Here is a 14,682-nt window from a genome sequence, read left to right as displayed (position 1 = left end):
GGCGGGACAACGCGATTTCGCCGGGCGGCTACCGGATCAGCTGGCCCGGTCCGCGCGGCGCGGGGATCGACGGCTCGGTCACCGGGTCCGTGACCGTGTCCGTCATCGCGGTGTCGGAGCCGATGAAATACGCGGGGCGGCCCTGGACCGTGGTGTAGATGCGGCTGATGTACTCGCCCATCAGGCCGAGGCACAGCAACTGCACCGCGCCGATGAACATGATGGCCAGGGACAGCGAGGTCCAGCCGGGGACGGTGACGCCGCCGATGAAGGCCACCAGCGTCGACACGGCGAGCAGCGTGCACAGCACGAAGCCGACGCTGCCCAGCCAGGTCGCGAGGCGCAGCGGCAGGGCAGAGAAGCTGGTGATGCTGTCCATCGCCAGGCGGACCATCTTGCCGAACGGATACTTGGTGCTGCCGGCGACCCGCTTCTCGCGCGAGTAGAGCACCTCGCCGCTGGGCAGGCCGAGCCACGGGATGAGCAGCCGATACACCGGCGCGGGCTCGGGCAGGCTGCGCAGCGTCTCGACGGCCTTGCGGCTGATCAGGCGGAAGTCGCCGCCGTGCGCGGGGACCCGGTTGCCGACCATGCGGCGCATCAGGCCGTAATACATGCCGGCGGTGGCCCGCTTGGCGACGGTGTCGGTGCGGCGGTCGTTGCGGACGCCGTAGACGACGTCGAGGTGCTCGGTGCGGGCCAGGGTGAGCATCTCGCCGATCTTCTCCGGCGGGTCCTGCAGGTCGGCGTCGATGCTGACCACGTAGTCGCCGTGGGCGCGGTGCAGCCCGGCGGTGAGAGCGGCCTGGTGCCCGCAGTTGCGGCTGAACGTGATCACGCGCAGTTGCGGCCAGTTGGTGCGCATGAGATGCAGGATCGAGCCGGTGGCGTCGACACTGCCGTCGTTCACCGCGACAACTTCATAACTGTCAGTGACGGCATCCAACACCGGCCGCAGACGCTCAACCAGCAGGGGCAGCGCATCCTGCTCGTTGTACATCGGCACGACAACTGACAGCAACGGCATGGGTCACTCTCCGCTCGGACGGCACTGAGCCGCGACATTACACGTGAAACCGACTCGGAGGGACCTCACACCTCCCCGCAAGGTAACGGTAGGCTGCCGCGGAACAAAACGTAGAGCGGAGTCACCCGAACAATGACCATCGCTGCACAAGAGACGGACGAGCGGCCGGCCGAAGCCACCGGCGCCCCCGTCCGGCCGCTGAGCCGCCTGCTGAGCTGGCTCCCCGCGGTCCTGCTCGCCATGGTCACCGCGGCCGGGTTGCGGATCTACGACGTCCCGCTGCCCGCGAGCGGACTCTTCGCCCTGTACATCTGCGCCGGGGTGGTGCTGCCCGGCACGCTCGTCTGGCGCGCCCTGCGCGGCAGGGCCGGCTGGTTCGCCGGCGACGTCGCCGCGGGCGCCGCGCTCGGCTACGCGCTGGAGACGCTCACCTACATCGCGGCCCGCGCGGCCGGCGCGCCGCTGCTGGTGCTGCTGTTCCCGGTCGTCACGATCGGCGTCTGCCTGGCCGTACCGTCGCTGCGGCGGCACTGGGCGGGCAGCACCGACCCGGCGGACCGCGCCCCCTGGTGGCTGTCGTGGGCGCTCACCGGCATCCTCGGCGTGCTGCTCTTCCGGGCCACCCGCGGCTTCCAGGCGCACCTGGTCAACTGGCCGTTCAACGGCGTCTACGACCCCGACCCGGCGTTCCACCTGGCGATCATCGGCGACGCGCGGCACCACATGCCGCCGGTGACGCCGTGGGTGGCCGGCGAGCCGATGCTGTACCACTGGTTCGTCTACGCGGAGATGGCCGCGACGAGCTGGGTGACGGGCGTGCAGCCCGTGGTCCTGCTCAACCGGCTGTCGCTGCTGCCCATGATCGCCGCGTTCGTCGTGCTGATCGGGGCGGTCGCCCGGCTGCTCACCGGCCGCTGGTGGGCGGCGGCGCTCGCACCGGCGGCGACGTTCTTCGCGCTGAGCCCCAACCCGTACGAGTGGCGGCTGCGCGACAGCTGGTTCGGCTTCTCCGCGTTCGACGACGGCTCCGTCTTCACGATGGTGACCTGGACCAGCCCGACCCAGACGTTCGGCATCACGCTCTTCGCCGCCGCGATGCTGGTCCTGCTCGACCTGCTGCGCACCGACCGGCCGTGGCGGGCCGAGCTGCCCCGCTGGGTGCTGCTGTCGGTGCTGCTCGCGACGCTGACCGGCGCGAAGGCGACCCTGCTGCCGATGCTCGTCGCGGCCCTGCTCGGCGTGATCGTCGTGCGGCTGCTCGTCAACCGGCGCCTGGACCGCCCCGCGGTCATCGCGACCGGTCTGGCCGGCATCGGTTTCCTGTTCGCACAGCTCGTGCTGTACCGCGGCGCGAACCTCGGGCTGAGCCTCGACCCGCTGTCCGCCGAACGGATGTTCTCCGCCTCCGTCGCCAACGACACCGGCTACTCCAACGCCACCGCGCCGCTGCGGCGGGTCGCGCTCATCGCGGCGCTCAACGTCCTGTGCTGGCTGATCATCTGGGGCGGCATCGGCGTGCTCGCCCGCAAGCGCCGCTTCCTCGAGCCGGGGGTGTCGCTGCTGCTGAGCCTCGGCGCGGTCGGGCTGGCGATGTTCCTGCTGCTCGGGCACGTCGGCGGGGCGCAGGGCTACTTCATCAGCTCGGCCCGGCCGTACCTGACGATCGCCGTCGTCGTGGGGCTCGCGCATCTGCTGGACGAGCGCGTCACCCGCCGCACCGGGCTGCTGCTGCTCGGCGCCGCCGTCGCCGGCGTCCTGGCCGTCTACGTGACCCGGCTCAAGGGCGGCCCGTACATCCCGCACGCCGGCCACGGCTACCGGCACCTCGCTTGGGTGCTGGTGTACCCGTACGGCGTCCTCGTCGCGGGACTCCTGCTCGCCGGTGCCGCGCTGGTCGTCGCAGTGCGCCGCGGCCTGGTCGGGCGGCGGACGGCGGTCGCGATGCTCATCGTCCTCGGCCTCGGCACCACCCTGCCGTCGACCGGGGACCTGCTGCGGCTCATGGTCCACACCGGAGAGACGCAGGGCTGGCGGCGGCCGCCGGACCGCTCCTACCTGTACGCGACCGACAAGACCGGCGAGGGCGCGATGTTCCCGCGCGACTCGGTCACCGTCGGGTTCTGGCTGCGGGACCACTCCGACCCGGACGCGCTCGTCGCGACGAACGTGCACTGTCTGTGGGACCCTGACCCGAAGCCCGGCAACCCGTGCGACAACCGGCACTTCTCGCTGGCCGCGGTCAGCGAGCGCCGGATGCTCGTCGAGGGCTGGGGCTACGTCAGCAGCGCCTACCTGGAGGCGGACAAGGCCGGTGTGCCGCTGTGGTTCGCCCCGTTCTGGGACGCGCAGCTGCTCGCCGACAACGACGCCGCCTTCGCCACGCCGTCCGCGGAGACGGTCGGCCGCCTGCGCGACCGGTACGGCGTCACCTGGCTGTTCGTCGACGAGGCCCGGGGCGCCGTGGGCCCGGATCTGTCCAGGTTCGCAACGCTGCGGTTCCGGTCCGGGACCAGCGCCGTGTACGAGATCAACCGCTGAACGGCGGAGAAGGCGGGGAGACGCGGTGGAAGCCACCGAAGTCCGTAAGCTGGTCGCACTCGAGGACCGCCACTGGTGGTATCGGGAGCGCCGGGCGCTGCTCGCGCGCGAGCTGCGCAAGCTGGACGCAAAGCCCGGCGTGGCGCTGGACATCGGCGCGGCCGGCGGCGGCAACAGCCGCGTGCTCAAGGCGCACGGGTGGCACCCGGTCGCCCTGGAGTACGGCGAGGAGGGCGCCCAGGCGGCGGCCGAGCGCGGGCTGGCGGCGATCCGGGCCGACGCCCGGCACCTGCCGTTCGCGACCGGCTCGATCGACCTCGTCCTCGCCTTCGACATCCTCGAGCACATCGAGGAGGACGACCTGGCGGCCGGTGACATCCAGCGGGTCCTGCGCCCCGGTGGCACGGCCCTGATCGCGGTGCCGTGCGACATGCGGCTCTGGTCGGCCCATGACGTCGCCGTCGGGCACGTGCGCCGGTACACCCGCGACACCCTCACCGCCGTGATCGAGAAGGCGGGCCTGCGCATCGACCGGCTGTGGAGCTGGAACGTGCTCATGCGCCCGGCCGCCGCATGGCGCCGGCGCCGCGCCACCACCAGCGACCTCGACGACGTCGGCGGTCTGCTCAACGCGACCCTGACCACGATCATCAAGACGGAGCGGTATCTGCCGGTGCAGTCCCTGCCTGGCGTCTCGCTGGTCCTCCGCGCGACCCGCATCTGAAAGGGAACCCCGACATGCTCGACAAGGCCAAGGACCTGCTCGGCAACGTGCAGATGTACGTGGCGCTGCAGAAGACCCTCGGCGCCGACCGGCTGCGGTACAAGTGCCTCGAGGCGATCGAGGCCAAGCCCGGCGACGCGATCCTCGACGTGGGCTGCGGCCCGGCGTACTACTACGAGCGCCTCGGCGACGTGCGGTACTACGGCTTCGACACCTCCCAGAAGTACATCGACTACGCCAAGGGCCGCTGGGGCGACCGGGCCGAGTTCCACTGCGCGGTCTTCACCGAGGAGCACCTCGCGGTCCTCCCCCCGATCGACAAGGTGCTCCTGCTGGGCCTGCTGCACCACCTGTCCGACGAGCAGTCCCGCGACCTGCTGCACCTCGCCGCCCGCGCCCTCGCCCCCGGCGGCATGGTCGTCACGGTCGACACCTGCTACGAGCCGTCCCAGGGCGCGGTGTCGCGCTGGATGTCGAAGAACGACCGCGGCGAGTACGTCCGCGAGCCGGAGGCCTTCGACGCTCTCGCCCGTGAGGCGTTCGGCGAGGTCAAGGGCGAGGTGTGGACCGGCATGACCCGGATCCCGTCCAGCTTCTACGCGATGCGGATGACGGCGCCGATCAACGCCGCGCGCAAGGCCTGAGCCACCCGCCAGCGCCGGGCCACCTGAGGGTGACCCGGCGCGGTTGCGGCTGTTGTCAGGACCAGGAACCGGTCGCCCAGTCGTCGCTGGACCAGTAGTGGCCGGACCAGTAGTGCCCGGACCAGTAGTGACCCGACCAGTAGTGGCCTTCCCAGTCCGGGTCGGTCCACGTCGAGGCGCCGGTCCACGGCTTGGTGGTCCAGGTCGCCGGGGCCCACGTCTTCGAGGCCCACGAGGTGCCCGTCCAGCCGTCGCCGGCCAGGCGGGAGCCCATCCAGGTGCCGCCGGACCAGCTGGTCACCGCGGCGCTGCGCGGCGCCCACGCGGCCGGGCTGAAGGGGCCCCAGACCGAGTTGTCGCCGCTGAGCGGGACGTTGTCGCGGACCACGCGGCTGGAGCCGCGGGCGTCGTCGAGCTTGCCGTTGCCGGTCGACCGGTTCCAGCCGGTCGCGTACGTGTTCTGCGACGCCAGGGCCGCGTTGAGGTTGAGGGCCTTGATGTTGCGGGTCATCGCCAGGCCGGAGACGAAGCTGGCCGACGTGTTCAGGACGGTCTTGACCTGGTCCGGGGTCAGGGTCGGGCGGGCCTGCAGGAGCAGGGCGACCGACGCCGACGTGACCGCGGCGGCCTGCGAGCTGCCGCTGCCGCGCAGCAGGGTGGTGCCGACCTTCGCCGACGGGTAGGTCAGGTCGACGTTGGAGCCCGGGACGGTGAGCGAGACGATCGACTCGCCGGGAGCGACGAAGTCGACGCTGCGGTTGCTGCCGCCGATGGTCGTGAACGAGGCGAAGTCGTCGTCGGCCGCGTTGGCCGTACCCTTCGTGGAGCTGGCGGCGACGGCGATGACGGCCGGGTCGCTGGCGGGGTCGCTGACGACGATGTCGTTGTTGCCGTCGTTGCCGGCGGCGGCCACGACGACGATGCCCTTCAGCCACGCCTGCTCGACCGCGAACTGCACCGGGTCGGTCCACGAGTTCGGGGTGCCGCCCGTGCCGTAGGACAGGTTGATGACGCGGATCGGGTTCGCCGGGTCGTCGTTGCGGTGCGCGACGACCCAGTCGATCGCCGCGATGATCTGCGACACGTCGACCGCGCCGTTGGCCGTGCCGACCTTGATCGAGGTCAGCTTCGCCTTCGGCGCGATGCCGACCGTGCCGGTCGTCGGGTCGTTGCCGACGATGATGCCGGCCATGTGGGTGCCGTGCCCGTACGTGTCGAGGTACCGCAGGTCCGGGTCCTGCGACTCGAACGACAGGTCGGGCCCGTTGACGATCTGCGACGCCGGCAGGCCAGCGACCGGGGCGACACCCGTGTCGATGAGCGCGACGCCGACGCCGGCCCCGGTCAGGGACGCCGCCGCGCCGGTGGAGGCGTTGATGGACTGGCGGACCGCGGCGAGCGTCGTGCCGCCGCTGCCGGTGCTGCCGCCGAGCCAGGCCCCCGCGGCCCAACCGCCGTCACCGACCTGCTGTCGCGTCGTGGGTCCTGCGGCCGCACCGAGCCCGGCGGTCACCGCGGCCGCGGCCGCGACGGCCGCCACGATCCGGCGTCCTGCCGCAGCCCGCCGCCGTGAAGCGTATCTAGGCATGGGATCTCCGTTCCCGCCGCTGAGTGGTGCGGCGCAAGATCTACGATGACCCGAGGCAGCCGGTAAGTCACTGCCCGTGACCCACCTTGGGCCGCCGGTCCACCCGTTCCACCCGATGACCCGACGCGATGTCATCCGGCGCCTGCTCCGCCGCACCCGTCCCGCAACCGACCGGGCAACCGAGCCGCTCCTCGAGCGCGGTGGTGGCGGCGCGGACCTATCCTCGGCGGCATGGCGAGCCTGGATCCCCGCGAGCTCGGCGGTGCGCGGGAACTGATCACGTTCGTGGTCGTCGTGCTGTTCGCGTGGCTCGTCGCGGTGGCGCTACGGGTGGTGCTCCGCGGCGGCGGTGGTCCGGGTCCGGACCGGGAGCCGGGTCCCGAGTTCGTGGCCTACCTGACCGGCGGTCCGCTGCAGGCGCTGTACGCGGCGGTCGCGGCGCTGCGCAGTACCGGCAGCGTCCAGGCGTCCGGCGACGTCATCTACACGGGCGGGCAGCTGCCACACGGCGGCGGTGAGCTGGCCGTCGCCGTCCATCACGCGGCCCGGGGCGGCATGGCGGTCCGCGGGCTGCCGTCCAGCCCCGCCGTCCGTGCCGTGCTCGACCGCATCGGCGATCAGCTCCGCGGGCAGGGTGCGCTGCTGCCGCCGGGGCGGCGCCTGGCGATGCGGCTGGCCACGGTGCCGCTGTTCGTGCTGGCGGTGTTCGGCGCGGCGCGCTTCGCGCTGAACCTGCCCACCGGCGACACCCCCGAGCTGTCCACCTTCGTGGTCGCCCTGCTGACGCTGGTCAGCGGACTGGTCGCGCTGATCACCGGCATCGTGATGGCCGCCATGACGCGGATCCGCACCCGCGGCGGCGACCGGGTGGTCGACGACCTGCGCTGCCGGCACGACGCCCTCGCGCCCCGGCACAACCCGTCGCTGACCACCAACGGCCCGGCCGCCGCCACGCTCGCCGTCGGGCTCTTCGGCACCGCCGTCCTGTGGACCGCCGACCCGGCCTTCGCCCGGGCCGCGAACCTGCCGGAGCAACGCGTCACGGGCCGTGGCGGCTACCGGGGCGACCGCGGTGTCCCGTACAGCGACGAGTCCAGCTGCAGCAGCGGCTGACCGGCCGGCAACCGGTCAGGTGTCGTGCGCGGGGAGGGCGTCGAGGGCGGCGCGGAGTTGGACGCGGCCGGTGATGCCGAGTTTCGGGTAGATGCGGTACAGGTGTGAGCTGACGGTGCGGTGCGACACGAACAGCCGCTGGCCGATCTCGCGGTTGCTCAGGCCGGCCGCGGCGAGGATCGCCGTCTGCAGCTCCTGGGCCGTGAGGCGGTCGCCGGAGCGGGCGGTGCGGCCGGCGCTCTCCTCGCCGGACGCGCGCAGCTCCTCCCGGGCGAGCCTGCCCCAGGCCCGCGCGCCGAGGGCGTCGAAGCCGTCGCGGGCGGCGCGCAACGGCACCCGGGAGTCGAAGACGCGTTTGCGGCGGCGCAGCCAGGAGCCGTACGCCAGTTGCAGGCGGGCGCGGTGCAGGGGCCAGGCGCTGAGGTCCATGGCGAGGGCCCGGTCGAAGTCGGCGTCGAGGACGGCGTCGGCGTAGGCGAGGCAGCGTTGCAGCATCGGCGACGGGCAGTGTCCGGCCCGCGCGCGGAAGGCCGCGACGATCGGGTCGGCGTCGTGGCGGCGGCCGGAGCGGACGGCGGCGTCGGCGAGGTCCGGCAGCGCCCACCCGGCGAGCTCCAGATGGTGCACGGGGTCCGCGGGGTCGTACACGCGCAGGAGGATGTCGAGGGCCTCGTCGTGGCGGCCGGCGGCGTTCGCGGCGATCCCGCGGGCGTGCTGGGCGGTCTCGGCGGCGAAGCGGACCCCGGCGACGTGCGGGCTGGCGAGGACCGCGTCGGCGAGGGCGGTCGCGGTGCCGCTGTTGCCGGCCATGGCCTCGTGCAGGGCGCGGGCGGCCCGGGCGGAGACGGCCCACAGCTGCTCGCCGGTCTCCTCGGCGAGGGCTTCGGCCTCGTCGGTGTCCGCGCGGACCGCCGCCCACGAGCCGAGCCAGAGCCGGACGAACCCCGCGGCGGCGAGGGTCTGCGCGAGGAGGGCGGCCCAGCCCTGGGCCCGGTACCCGGCGGCGACGGTGGACAGGAACGAGGACGCGGTGACGAAGTCGCCGAGGACGAGGGCGGCCTCGGCGAGGTGCCACATGCCGTCGAGGTCGCTGCGGTCCGGCACGAGCGTGGCCAGCTGCCGCAGCACGTCCGGGCCGGAGACGTCCGGCTGGGCGTACGCGACGATCGCCAGCGACCGTGGGTCGTCGTCGGGCAGGTCCAGCTTCCCGAGGACCCTGGTGATCTGTGCCCCGGTCTCCGGCGGCAGCCACGCCCACCAGCTGCGGGCGGCGGCCCGCCAGCACAGGGCCGCGGCCACGTCGGCGGCGCCCGCGGCGCGGGCGTCCAGGGCGAGGTCGCACAGCGCCTCGACCCTCGCGGGGTCGCGGACGTCGCCGGGTTCGACGACGTCGCGGAGCAGCGCGAGCCGGGCCCGGTCGGCGGCGCCGCCCTGGGCGGGGTCGGTCTTGGCCAGCAGCCGGGACACGACGCCGCGGTCGTGCAGCTGCACGGCGAGGTCCGCGGCGCGCAGCAGCAGTGAGGAGCGGCGGGCCGGGTCGCCGGTGAGCTCCGCGGCCCGGTCCAGTCCGGTGACGGCGGCCCCGAGCGCACCGCGTTCGACGGCCCGTCCGGCCGCGGCCTCCAGGTCGCCGCTGACGGCCTCGTCCGGTCCGAGCGTCGCGGCACTGCGGTGCCAGGCGCGCCGGTCGGGGCCGCCGGGGCCGTCGCCGAGGGCTTCGGCGAGCGCGGCGTGGACGGTGAGCCGGGCGATGGCGCCGGCCGTGCGGTACACCGCGGACCGCACGAGCGGGTGCCGGAAGCGCAGCCGCTGCGCCTGGACCTGCAGCAGGCCCGCGTCGATCGCCGGCTGGATCGCCGCCGCGGTGACCTGCGCGGCGGTCAGGGCCGCCGCGACGGTCAGGAGCGCCGGCAGCGGGCAGCTGTCGTCGGCGGCGAGGACGGCGAGGACCGCCCGGGTCGCGGCGGGCAGCTGCGCGAACCGGTCGCTGAACGCCGACTCCAGGCGTTCGTTGAGCGGCAGCAGCTCCGGCAGGCCCGCGTCGGCGCCGGATCCGACGAGCCGGGGCAGTTCGACGAGCGCGAGCGGGTTGCCGGCCGCTTCCCGGAGGATCCGGTCCCGCGGTCCCGGCGGCAACCCTGGCGCGTGGTCGTTCAGCACCCTGCGTGCGGCGTCGTCGTCGAGCTCACCGAGGTACACCTGCCGCAGCCCGGTGCGAGCGAGCACCTCGGTGTGCGCGGCCCGCACCGCCAGGATCGCCGCGATCGGCTCGGCCCGCAGCCGCCGGGCCACGAAGACGAGCACCTCGAGGGTTTCCGGGTCGAGCCAGTGCGCGTCCTCGGCCAGGATGAGCAGCGGGGTGCCGGCGGCGTGCTCGCCGAGCAGCTCCAGCACCGCCGGCCCCACGGAGAACAGGTCGGGGCGGGCGTCCACCTCGCCGAAGGCGCCGCGCAGGGTGCGGCGCAGCTGCGGGGTCAGCGCCGGCAGGGTGCCCAGCAACGGTGCGAGCAGCTGGTGCAGTCCGGCGAACGGCAGCGCCGCCTCCGCCTCGGCACCGTTGGCCTGCAGCACCGTCATGCCCGCGTCGGCGGCGGCGCGCCGGGCCGCGGTCAGCAGCATCGTCTTGCCGATCCCGGCGTGCCCGCGCACGACCAGCGCGGCGCCCTTGCCCGCCCCGGCGTCGGCCAGCAGCCGCGCGACCGTGGCGAGCTCGGGGGCGCGTCCGTGCATCACCGCATCCGTCACGGGAGCCAATGTCGCACCGCCGCGGCGGCCGGAATGTGCTGCGGGCGCACAGTTCTGCCGCCTCCGTGCACGAACGTGCGCTCAGTCCGCCCGGGTCGCGACGAGCTGGCGGGGCGTGACCCCGAACGCGGTCCGGAAGCGGCTGGTGAAGAAGCTCGGATTGGAGAAGCCCCACGCCCGGGCGACCGCGGCGATCGACGTGTACCGCATCCGCGGCGCGGTCAGGTCGGCCCGCGCGCCCCGCAGCCGCCGCTCGATGATCGGCTGTTCGAGGCTCTGCCCCTCGTACAGCTTGTACAGCGCCCGCACGGAGATGGCGTTCGCGGCGGCGATGCGGGCCGGCGTCAGGTCCGGGTCGCGCAGGTGCCTGCCGATGTACGCCTCGACCCTCGCCCGCAGGGAGGAGTCCATCGCCTCCCGCTGCCGGCGGTCGTCGCCGGCGGCGGACATGACGAGGGCCCGCATCAGCTCCGCGGACGCGGCGCCGACCTCGTGCGCGGCGGCGCCGCCGGCGATCGTCTCCGCGTCCGCCGTCACCCGGGCGACGTGCCCGCGGACGAGGTCGTAGAGCGGGCTGCCGCGCAGCTCGCGGGCCGCGGCGTGGATCATGTCCCGGGGCAGCCCCAGGTGGTCCACGTCGGCGTGCACGGCGTAGGAGGCGCCGGCGCCTTTCCAGCCGTACACGTACGGCAGCGAAAGGTCGACGAGGATGAGGTCGCGCGGCCCGAACAGCCGCTCCTCCCGCGCCCACGACATGTGGTTGTCGGTGCGCACGGGCAGCGCGAGGACGATCGAGGTCTCGTCCGACGACCGGGCGATCCGTGGCGTGCGGTGCAGGGTGGTGCCCGTCGCGTCGATGTTGAACACCTTCGCCGGGCCGAGGTCCGACACCGTCATCCGCGCGTGGATCGCGCCGGGGTCCTCGAACGAGGCCATGCTCGACGAGCAGTTGAAGCTGACCGTGGACTGGAAGGCCTCGGCCCGCTCGCCCGCGGGCATGGACTGCGTGTCGAGCACCAGCACGCCGACAATCTACGGCCGGTCCGCACGCCGTCGTGGGGCTGTGCGTGCACGTCGTGGTCCCACAGTGCACAACCGCGGCGGCCGGTTGCCGTTCGGTGGCGGCGCGGTTCGCTCCTTCAGCCGCGCGCCCGGCCGGTCGATCGTGCCCTTCGTGACCGCTGACAGCCGTGCCCCGAGGCGCTACGTCGTGGCCACGCTCGGCATCACGGTCGCCGGCGCCCTGTGGTACGTGCTGTGGCTGGCCACCGGCGTCGGCCCGGCGACCGTGGCGTACCTGCCGCTGCCGCTCGCGTCGGCGGCGGCCGCGGCGGCGGTCCTCGACCTGCTGCGGCGCGCCCCGCTCAGCCGCCCGGCCCGCCGGTTCTGGCGGCTGCTGCTCGTCGCGTTCGGCAGTGTCGGCCTCGGCTTCGCCGTCCTCGCGGTCGCCGGGTTCCGCGACACGTCCGTCCTGCCGCCGCTGCCGATCGCGGCGGCCGTCCTGGCGGGGATCGGCTTCCTCGCCGCGATGTGGGCGATGGTACGGGTCCCGCTCGGCGTCACCAGCGCCGGCGAACGCTGGCGGCAGTGGCTGGACCGTTCGATCGCGTTCCTCGGCAGCGGCACCGTCCTGTTCCACTTCGGGCTCGCCCCGATGATCACCTCGACGCAGCAGTGGTCGACCCAGGCCATCACGCTGCTCGGCATGTCGTTCGTGCTCGCGGCCGGCGGCATCACCAAGGTCGCCTACGTGCGGGGCGGTCCGATCGACCGGTCGGCGCTGCGCCTGGTCGGCTCGACCGGCCTGGCCGGCGCCGTCGTCGCGCTGCTGCTGGTGCACGGCGGCGACCCCGGTTCGGTGCCGGCGCACGCGGTGGTCATGCCGCTCGCGGCGGCGCTCGGCGCCCTGGCGGTCCGGCGGCAGTGGGCGCCCGACGCGGCCCGCCCCAGCCGCGCCGGTGCGTGGCTGCCCTATCTCGCCGTCGCGGCCGTCGACGTGCCGCTCATCGCCGTCATCCCCGGCGAGCCGTCCTGGCCCGACAAGTTCGTCATCGCCGCGTCGGTACTGGTGACGGGGCTCGTCACCGTCCGCCAGTTCGTCGCCTTCCGGGAGAACGCCCGCCTGCTCGCCGACAAACGCGCATCGCAGGAACGCCTCGAGCACGAGGCCACCCACGACGGCCTGACGGGCCTGGCCAACCGCGCCCTGTTCCGCCAGCGTCTCGGCGCGCAGCTGACCCGGGGCGACGCGACGGTGCTCCTCGTCGACCTCGACGACTTCAAGACCATCAACGACTCGCTCGGCCACGACGTCGGCGACGACCTGCTCATCGCCCTCGCCGAGGTGCTCGGCCGGGAGAGCGGCACCGACGGCCTGCCCGTCCGCCTCGGCGGCGACGAGTTCGCCGTCCTCGTGACCGAGCCGACCGCTCTCGGCGAGACGATCGCGCAACGGATCCTGGACGCCTTCACCGCCCCGCTCAGCGCGCACCGCCTGCTGGTCCACGCCAGCATCGGCATCGCGACCTCACCCGCCGGCACCCCGCTGGACCGGCTCCTGCGCGACGCCGACATCGCCATGTACGCCGCGAAACAGCGTGGTAAGGGCAACTGGGTCCGCTACCACGACGGCATGGCCCAGCCCGTCGCCAACCACGCCCAGCTCGGCGGCGAACTGCGCCGCGCCCTCGACGCCGGCGAGTTCACCATCCACTACCAGCCCATCATGGCCCTGCACACCGGCCGCGTCGTCGGCGTCGAGGCCCTGGTCCGCTGGCAGCACCCGACCCGCGGCATGATCTCCCCGGCCGAGTTCATCCCCGCCGCCGAGAGCACCGGCCTGATCGTCCCCCTCGGCCGCTGGGTCCTGCGCGAGACCTGCCGCCAGGCGGCCCGCTGGCTCGCCGAGTTCGGCCCCGACGCCCTGCAGAAGATGGGCCCGAACGTCTCCGCCCGCCAGCTGCACGACCCCGACTTCGTCGCCGACGTCCAGGCCGCCCTCGCCGACTCCGGGCTGCCCGCCGACCGCCTCGTGCTGGAACTGACGGAGTCCGCGGTCCTGCGCGGCCCGCAGGTCTCCCGCGCCCTGCACCAGCTGCACGCCCTCGGCGTCCGCCTGGCCCTCGACGACTTCGGCACCGGCGAGTCGTCCCTCAGCCTGCTCCGCGCCTTCCCGGCCGCCATCATCAAGCTCGACAAGTCCTTCGTCGACGGCATCGAACTCGACCCGCCGGGCTCCCCCGCCGCCGACGCCCGCCAGGCGGTGGCCCGGGCGGTCATGCAGCTCGCCCTGGCCCTCGGGCTGGACACGGTCGCCGAGGGCATCGAGAACGCCGACCAGGCCCACCGCCTGACCGAGCTCGGCTACACCCTCGGCCAGGGCTACCACCTGGCCCGCCCGATGCCGGCCGCCGCGCTGCGCGACCTCCTCGCCGCCCAGCACAACGCGGTCGCCCCGGCCTGATCGTAGGATGACCCGCGTCGCCGTGCCGTCGACGGTGGTGCCGGGAAGGTTCACATGGAGCGCACGAGCAGGCTGCCCTACGCGATCGCCACCGCCGTCGCCGTGCCGGCGGCGGTCGCCACCGGGGTCACGTTGTGGCTGGTGAGCCGCCCGCAGCCGGCGGGTGGGAGCGGCCCGGTCCCCACGGACGCGTTGCCGGTGTCCGTCGCACCGCCCGCCGCCGGGCGGGCCGCGCCGTGCGAGGCGCTGGTCGGCCGCCTGCCGGGGAACCTCCTCGAGGCGGCGCGCCGCCCCGTCGCCGCACCCGTCGACCGGTTCGCCGCGGCGTTCGGTGCGCCGCCGATCCTCGTGCGCTGCGACGCGCCCAGGCAGGCCCTGGCGCGGACCGACATGGTGTACCTGGTTTCCGGCACGTGCTGGGCGACGCGGCCGGCGGGAAGGTCGACGACCTGGACCACCGTCGACCGGGACATCGCCGTCAGCGTCTCCGTGCCGGACCGCTACTCGTCGCAGGGCCAGTACATCGAGGCCCTCGCCGGCGCCGTACGGGACGCCCTGACCCGATCCGAAGCGATACCCAACGGTTGCCGGCCGGTGCCGGGCCCGAGCAGCGGATAGCGTGCGCGCCTATTCGGATGTCATGACCTCGTAGAGGTTCCCGGATGCGTCGCGGAAGTAGACGCCGCGGGCGCACAGCGGATGGTCGAACCGGCCGTTGTCCGGGGTGGCCGGGTCGTTGCCGAACGGCACGCCACCTTCGACGAGGCGGGCCAGCACGGCGTCGAAGGTCGCCGGGTCGGCCATGAACGCCAGATGATGACCTTCCGGCGCAACGGGCTG

Annotated in this window: 10 protein-coding genes and 1 pseudogene; 6 read left to right on the top strand and 5 right to left on the bottom strand. The window is 73.9% G+C overall.

Translation table 11 applies throughout. The annotated features are described in order from the left end of the window. Positions 1–28 precede the first annotated feature (28 nt). Complete coding sequence (locus ACZ6TV_RS14030; RefSeq protein WP_465297685.1) at positions 29–1,000, bottom strand: glycosyltransferase family 2 protein; 972 nt, start codon at positions 998–1,000, stop codon at positions 29–31. A 159-nt stretch (positions 1,001–1,159) separates the two neighbouring features. On the opposite strand from ACZ6TV_RS14030, the gene ACZ6TV_RS14025 reads away from it, so the two are divergent. Genes ACZ6TV_RS14025 through ACZ6TV_RS14015 form a run of 3 tightly spaced genes read left to right on the top strand, consistent with a single transcriptional unit; the run spans position 1,160 to position 4,933 of the window. Then, on the top strand, positions 1,160–3,565 hold the full coding sequence (locus ACZ6TV_RS14025) for a hypothetical protein (RefSeq protein WP_465297537.1): 2,406 nt from the start codon (positions 1,160–1,162) through the stop codon (positions 3,563–3,565). 25 nt (positions 3,566–3,590) lie between these two features. Next, positions 3,591–4,289, top strand: a complete 699-nt coding sequence (locus ACZ6TV_RS14020) for a class I SAM-dependent methyltransferase (RefSeq protein ID WP_465297536.1) — start codon at positions 3,591–3,593, stop codon at positions 4,287–4,289. A 14-nt stretch (positions 4,290–4,303) separates the two neighbouring features. Beyond that, positions 4,304–4,933, top strand: a complete 630-nt coding sequence (locus ACZ6TV_RS14015; RefSeq protein ID WP_465297535.1) for a class I SAM-dependent methyltransferase — start codon at positions 4,304–4,306, stop codon at positions 4,931–4,933. Between the two features lie 55 nt (positions 4,934–4,988). On the opposite strand, the gene ACZ6TV_RS14010 is transcribed toward ACZ6TV_RS14015, so the two are convergent. Beyond that, entirely contained in the window at positions 4,989–6,473 is a 1,485-nt protein-coding gene (locus ACZ6TV_RS14010; RefSeq protein ID WP_465297534.1) for a S8 family serine peptidase, read from the bottom strand. Between the two features lie 279 nt (positions 6,474–6,752). On the opposite strand from ACZ6TV_RS14010, the gene ACZ6TV_RS14005 reads away from it, so the two are divergent. Beyond that, entirely contained in the window at positions 6,753–7,634 is an 882-nt protein-coding gene (locus tag ACZ6TV_RS14005; protein ID WP_465297533.1) for a TIGR04222 domain-containing membrane protein, read from the top strand. Positions 7,635–7,649: 15 nt separating this feature from the next. On the opposite strand, the gene ACZ6TV_RS14000 is transcribed toward ACZ6TV_RS14005, so the two are convergent. After that, positions 7,650–10,379, bottom strand: coding sequence for an AAA family ATPase (locus tag ACZ6TV_RS14000; protein ID WP_465297532.1), 2,730 nt, complete (start codon positions 10,377–10,379; stop codon positions 7,650–7,652). Between the two features lie 81 nt (positions 10,380–10,460). Then, the gene (locus ACZ6TV_RS13995) at positions 10,461–11,402 is read right to left on the bottom strand and encodes a helix-turn-helix domain-containing protein (RefSeq protein ID WP_465297531.1); all 942 of its coding nucleotides are present in this window, start codon (positions 11,400–11,402) and stop codon (positions 10,461–10,463) included. 151 nt (positions 11,403–11,553) lie between these two features. Here ACZ6TV_RS13995 and ACZ6TV_RS13990 point away from each other — a divergent pair, with 151 nt between their 5' ends. Both ACZ6TV_RS13990 and ACZ6TV_RS13985 read left to right on the top strand, forming a co-directional pair. After that, entirely contained in the window at positions 11,554–13,842 is a 2,289-nt protein-coding gene (locus ACZ6TV_RS13990) for a putative bifunctional diguanylate cyclase/phosphodiesterase (RefSeq protein ID WP_465297530.1), read from the top strand. A gap of 54 nt (positions 13,843–13,896) precedes the next feature. Then, on the top strand, positions 13,897–14,460 hold the full coding sequence (locus ACZ6TV_RS13985; RefSeq protein WP_465297529.1) for a DUF3515 family protein: 564 nt from the start codon (positions 13,897–13,899) through the stop codon (positions 14,458–14,460). Between the two features lie 9 nt (positions 14,461–14,469). Here the strand turns inward: ACZ6TV_RS13985 and ACZ6TV_RS13980 are convergent. After that, positions 14,470–14,667, bottom strand: a pseudogene (locus tag ACZ6TV_RS13980) (VOC family protein); the annotation flags it as partial. Positions 14,668–14,682: the final 15 nt, after the last annotated feature.

Source organism: Dactylosporangium sp. NPDC051087, assembly GCF_055586325.1.
The sequence above is the reverse complement of the archived record's forward strand: the minus strand, read 5'-3'. Positions and strand labels throughout refer to the sequence as shown.

Bases quoted from the DNA above. Each gene is read 5' to 3' on its own strand.
- ACZ6TV_RS14030 (WP_465297685.1), bottom strand. From the start codon at position 1,000: ATGTACAACGAGCAGGATGCGCTGCCCCTGCTGGTTGAGCGTCTGCGG.
- ACZ6TV_RS14025 (WP_465297537.1), top strand. From the start codon at position 1,160: ATGACCATCGCTGCACAAGAGACGGACGAGCGGCCGGCCGAAGCCACC.
- ACZ6TV_RS14015 (WP_465297535.1), top strand. From the start codon at position 4,304: ATGCTCGACAAGGCCAAGGACCTGCTCGGCAACGTGCAGATGTACGTG.
- ACZ6TV_RS14005 (WP_465297533.1), top strand. From the start codon at position 6,753: ATGGCGAGCCTGGATCCCCGCGAGCTCGGCGGTGCGCGGGAACTGATC.
- ACZ6TV_RS13985 (WP_465297529.1), top strand. From the start codon at position 13,897: ATGGAGCGCACGAGCAGGCTGCCCTACGCGATCGCCACCGCCGTCGCC.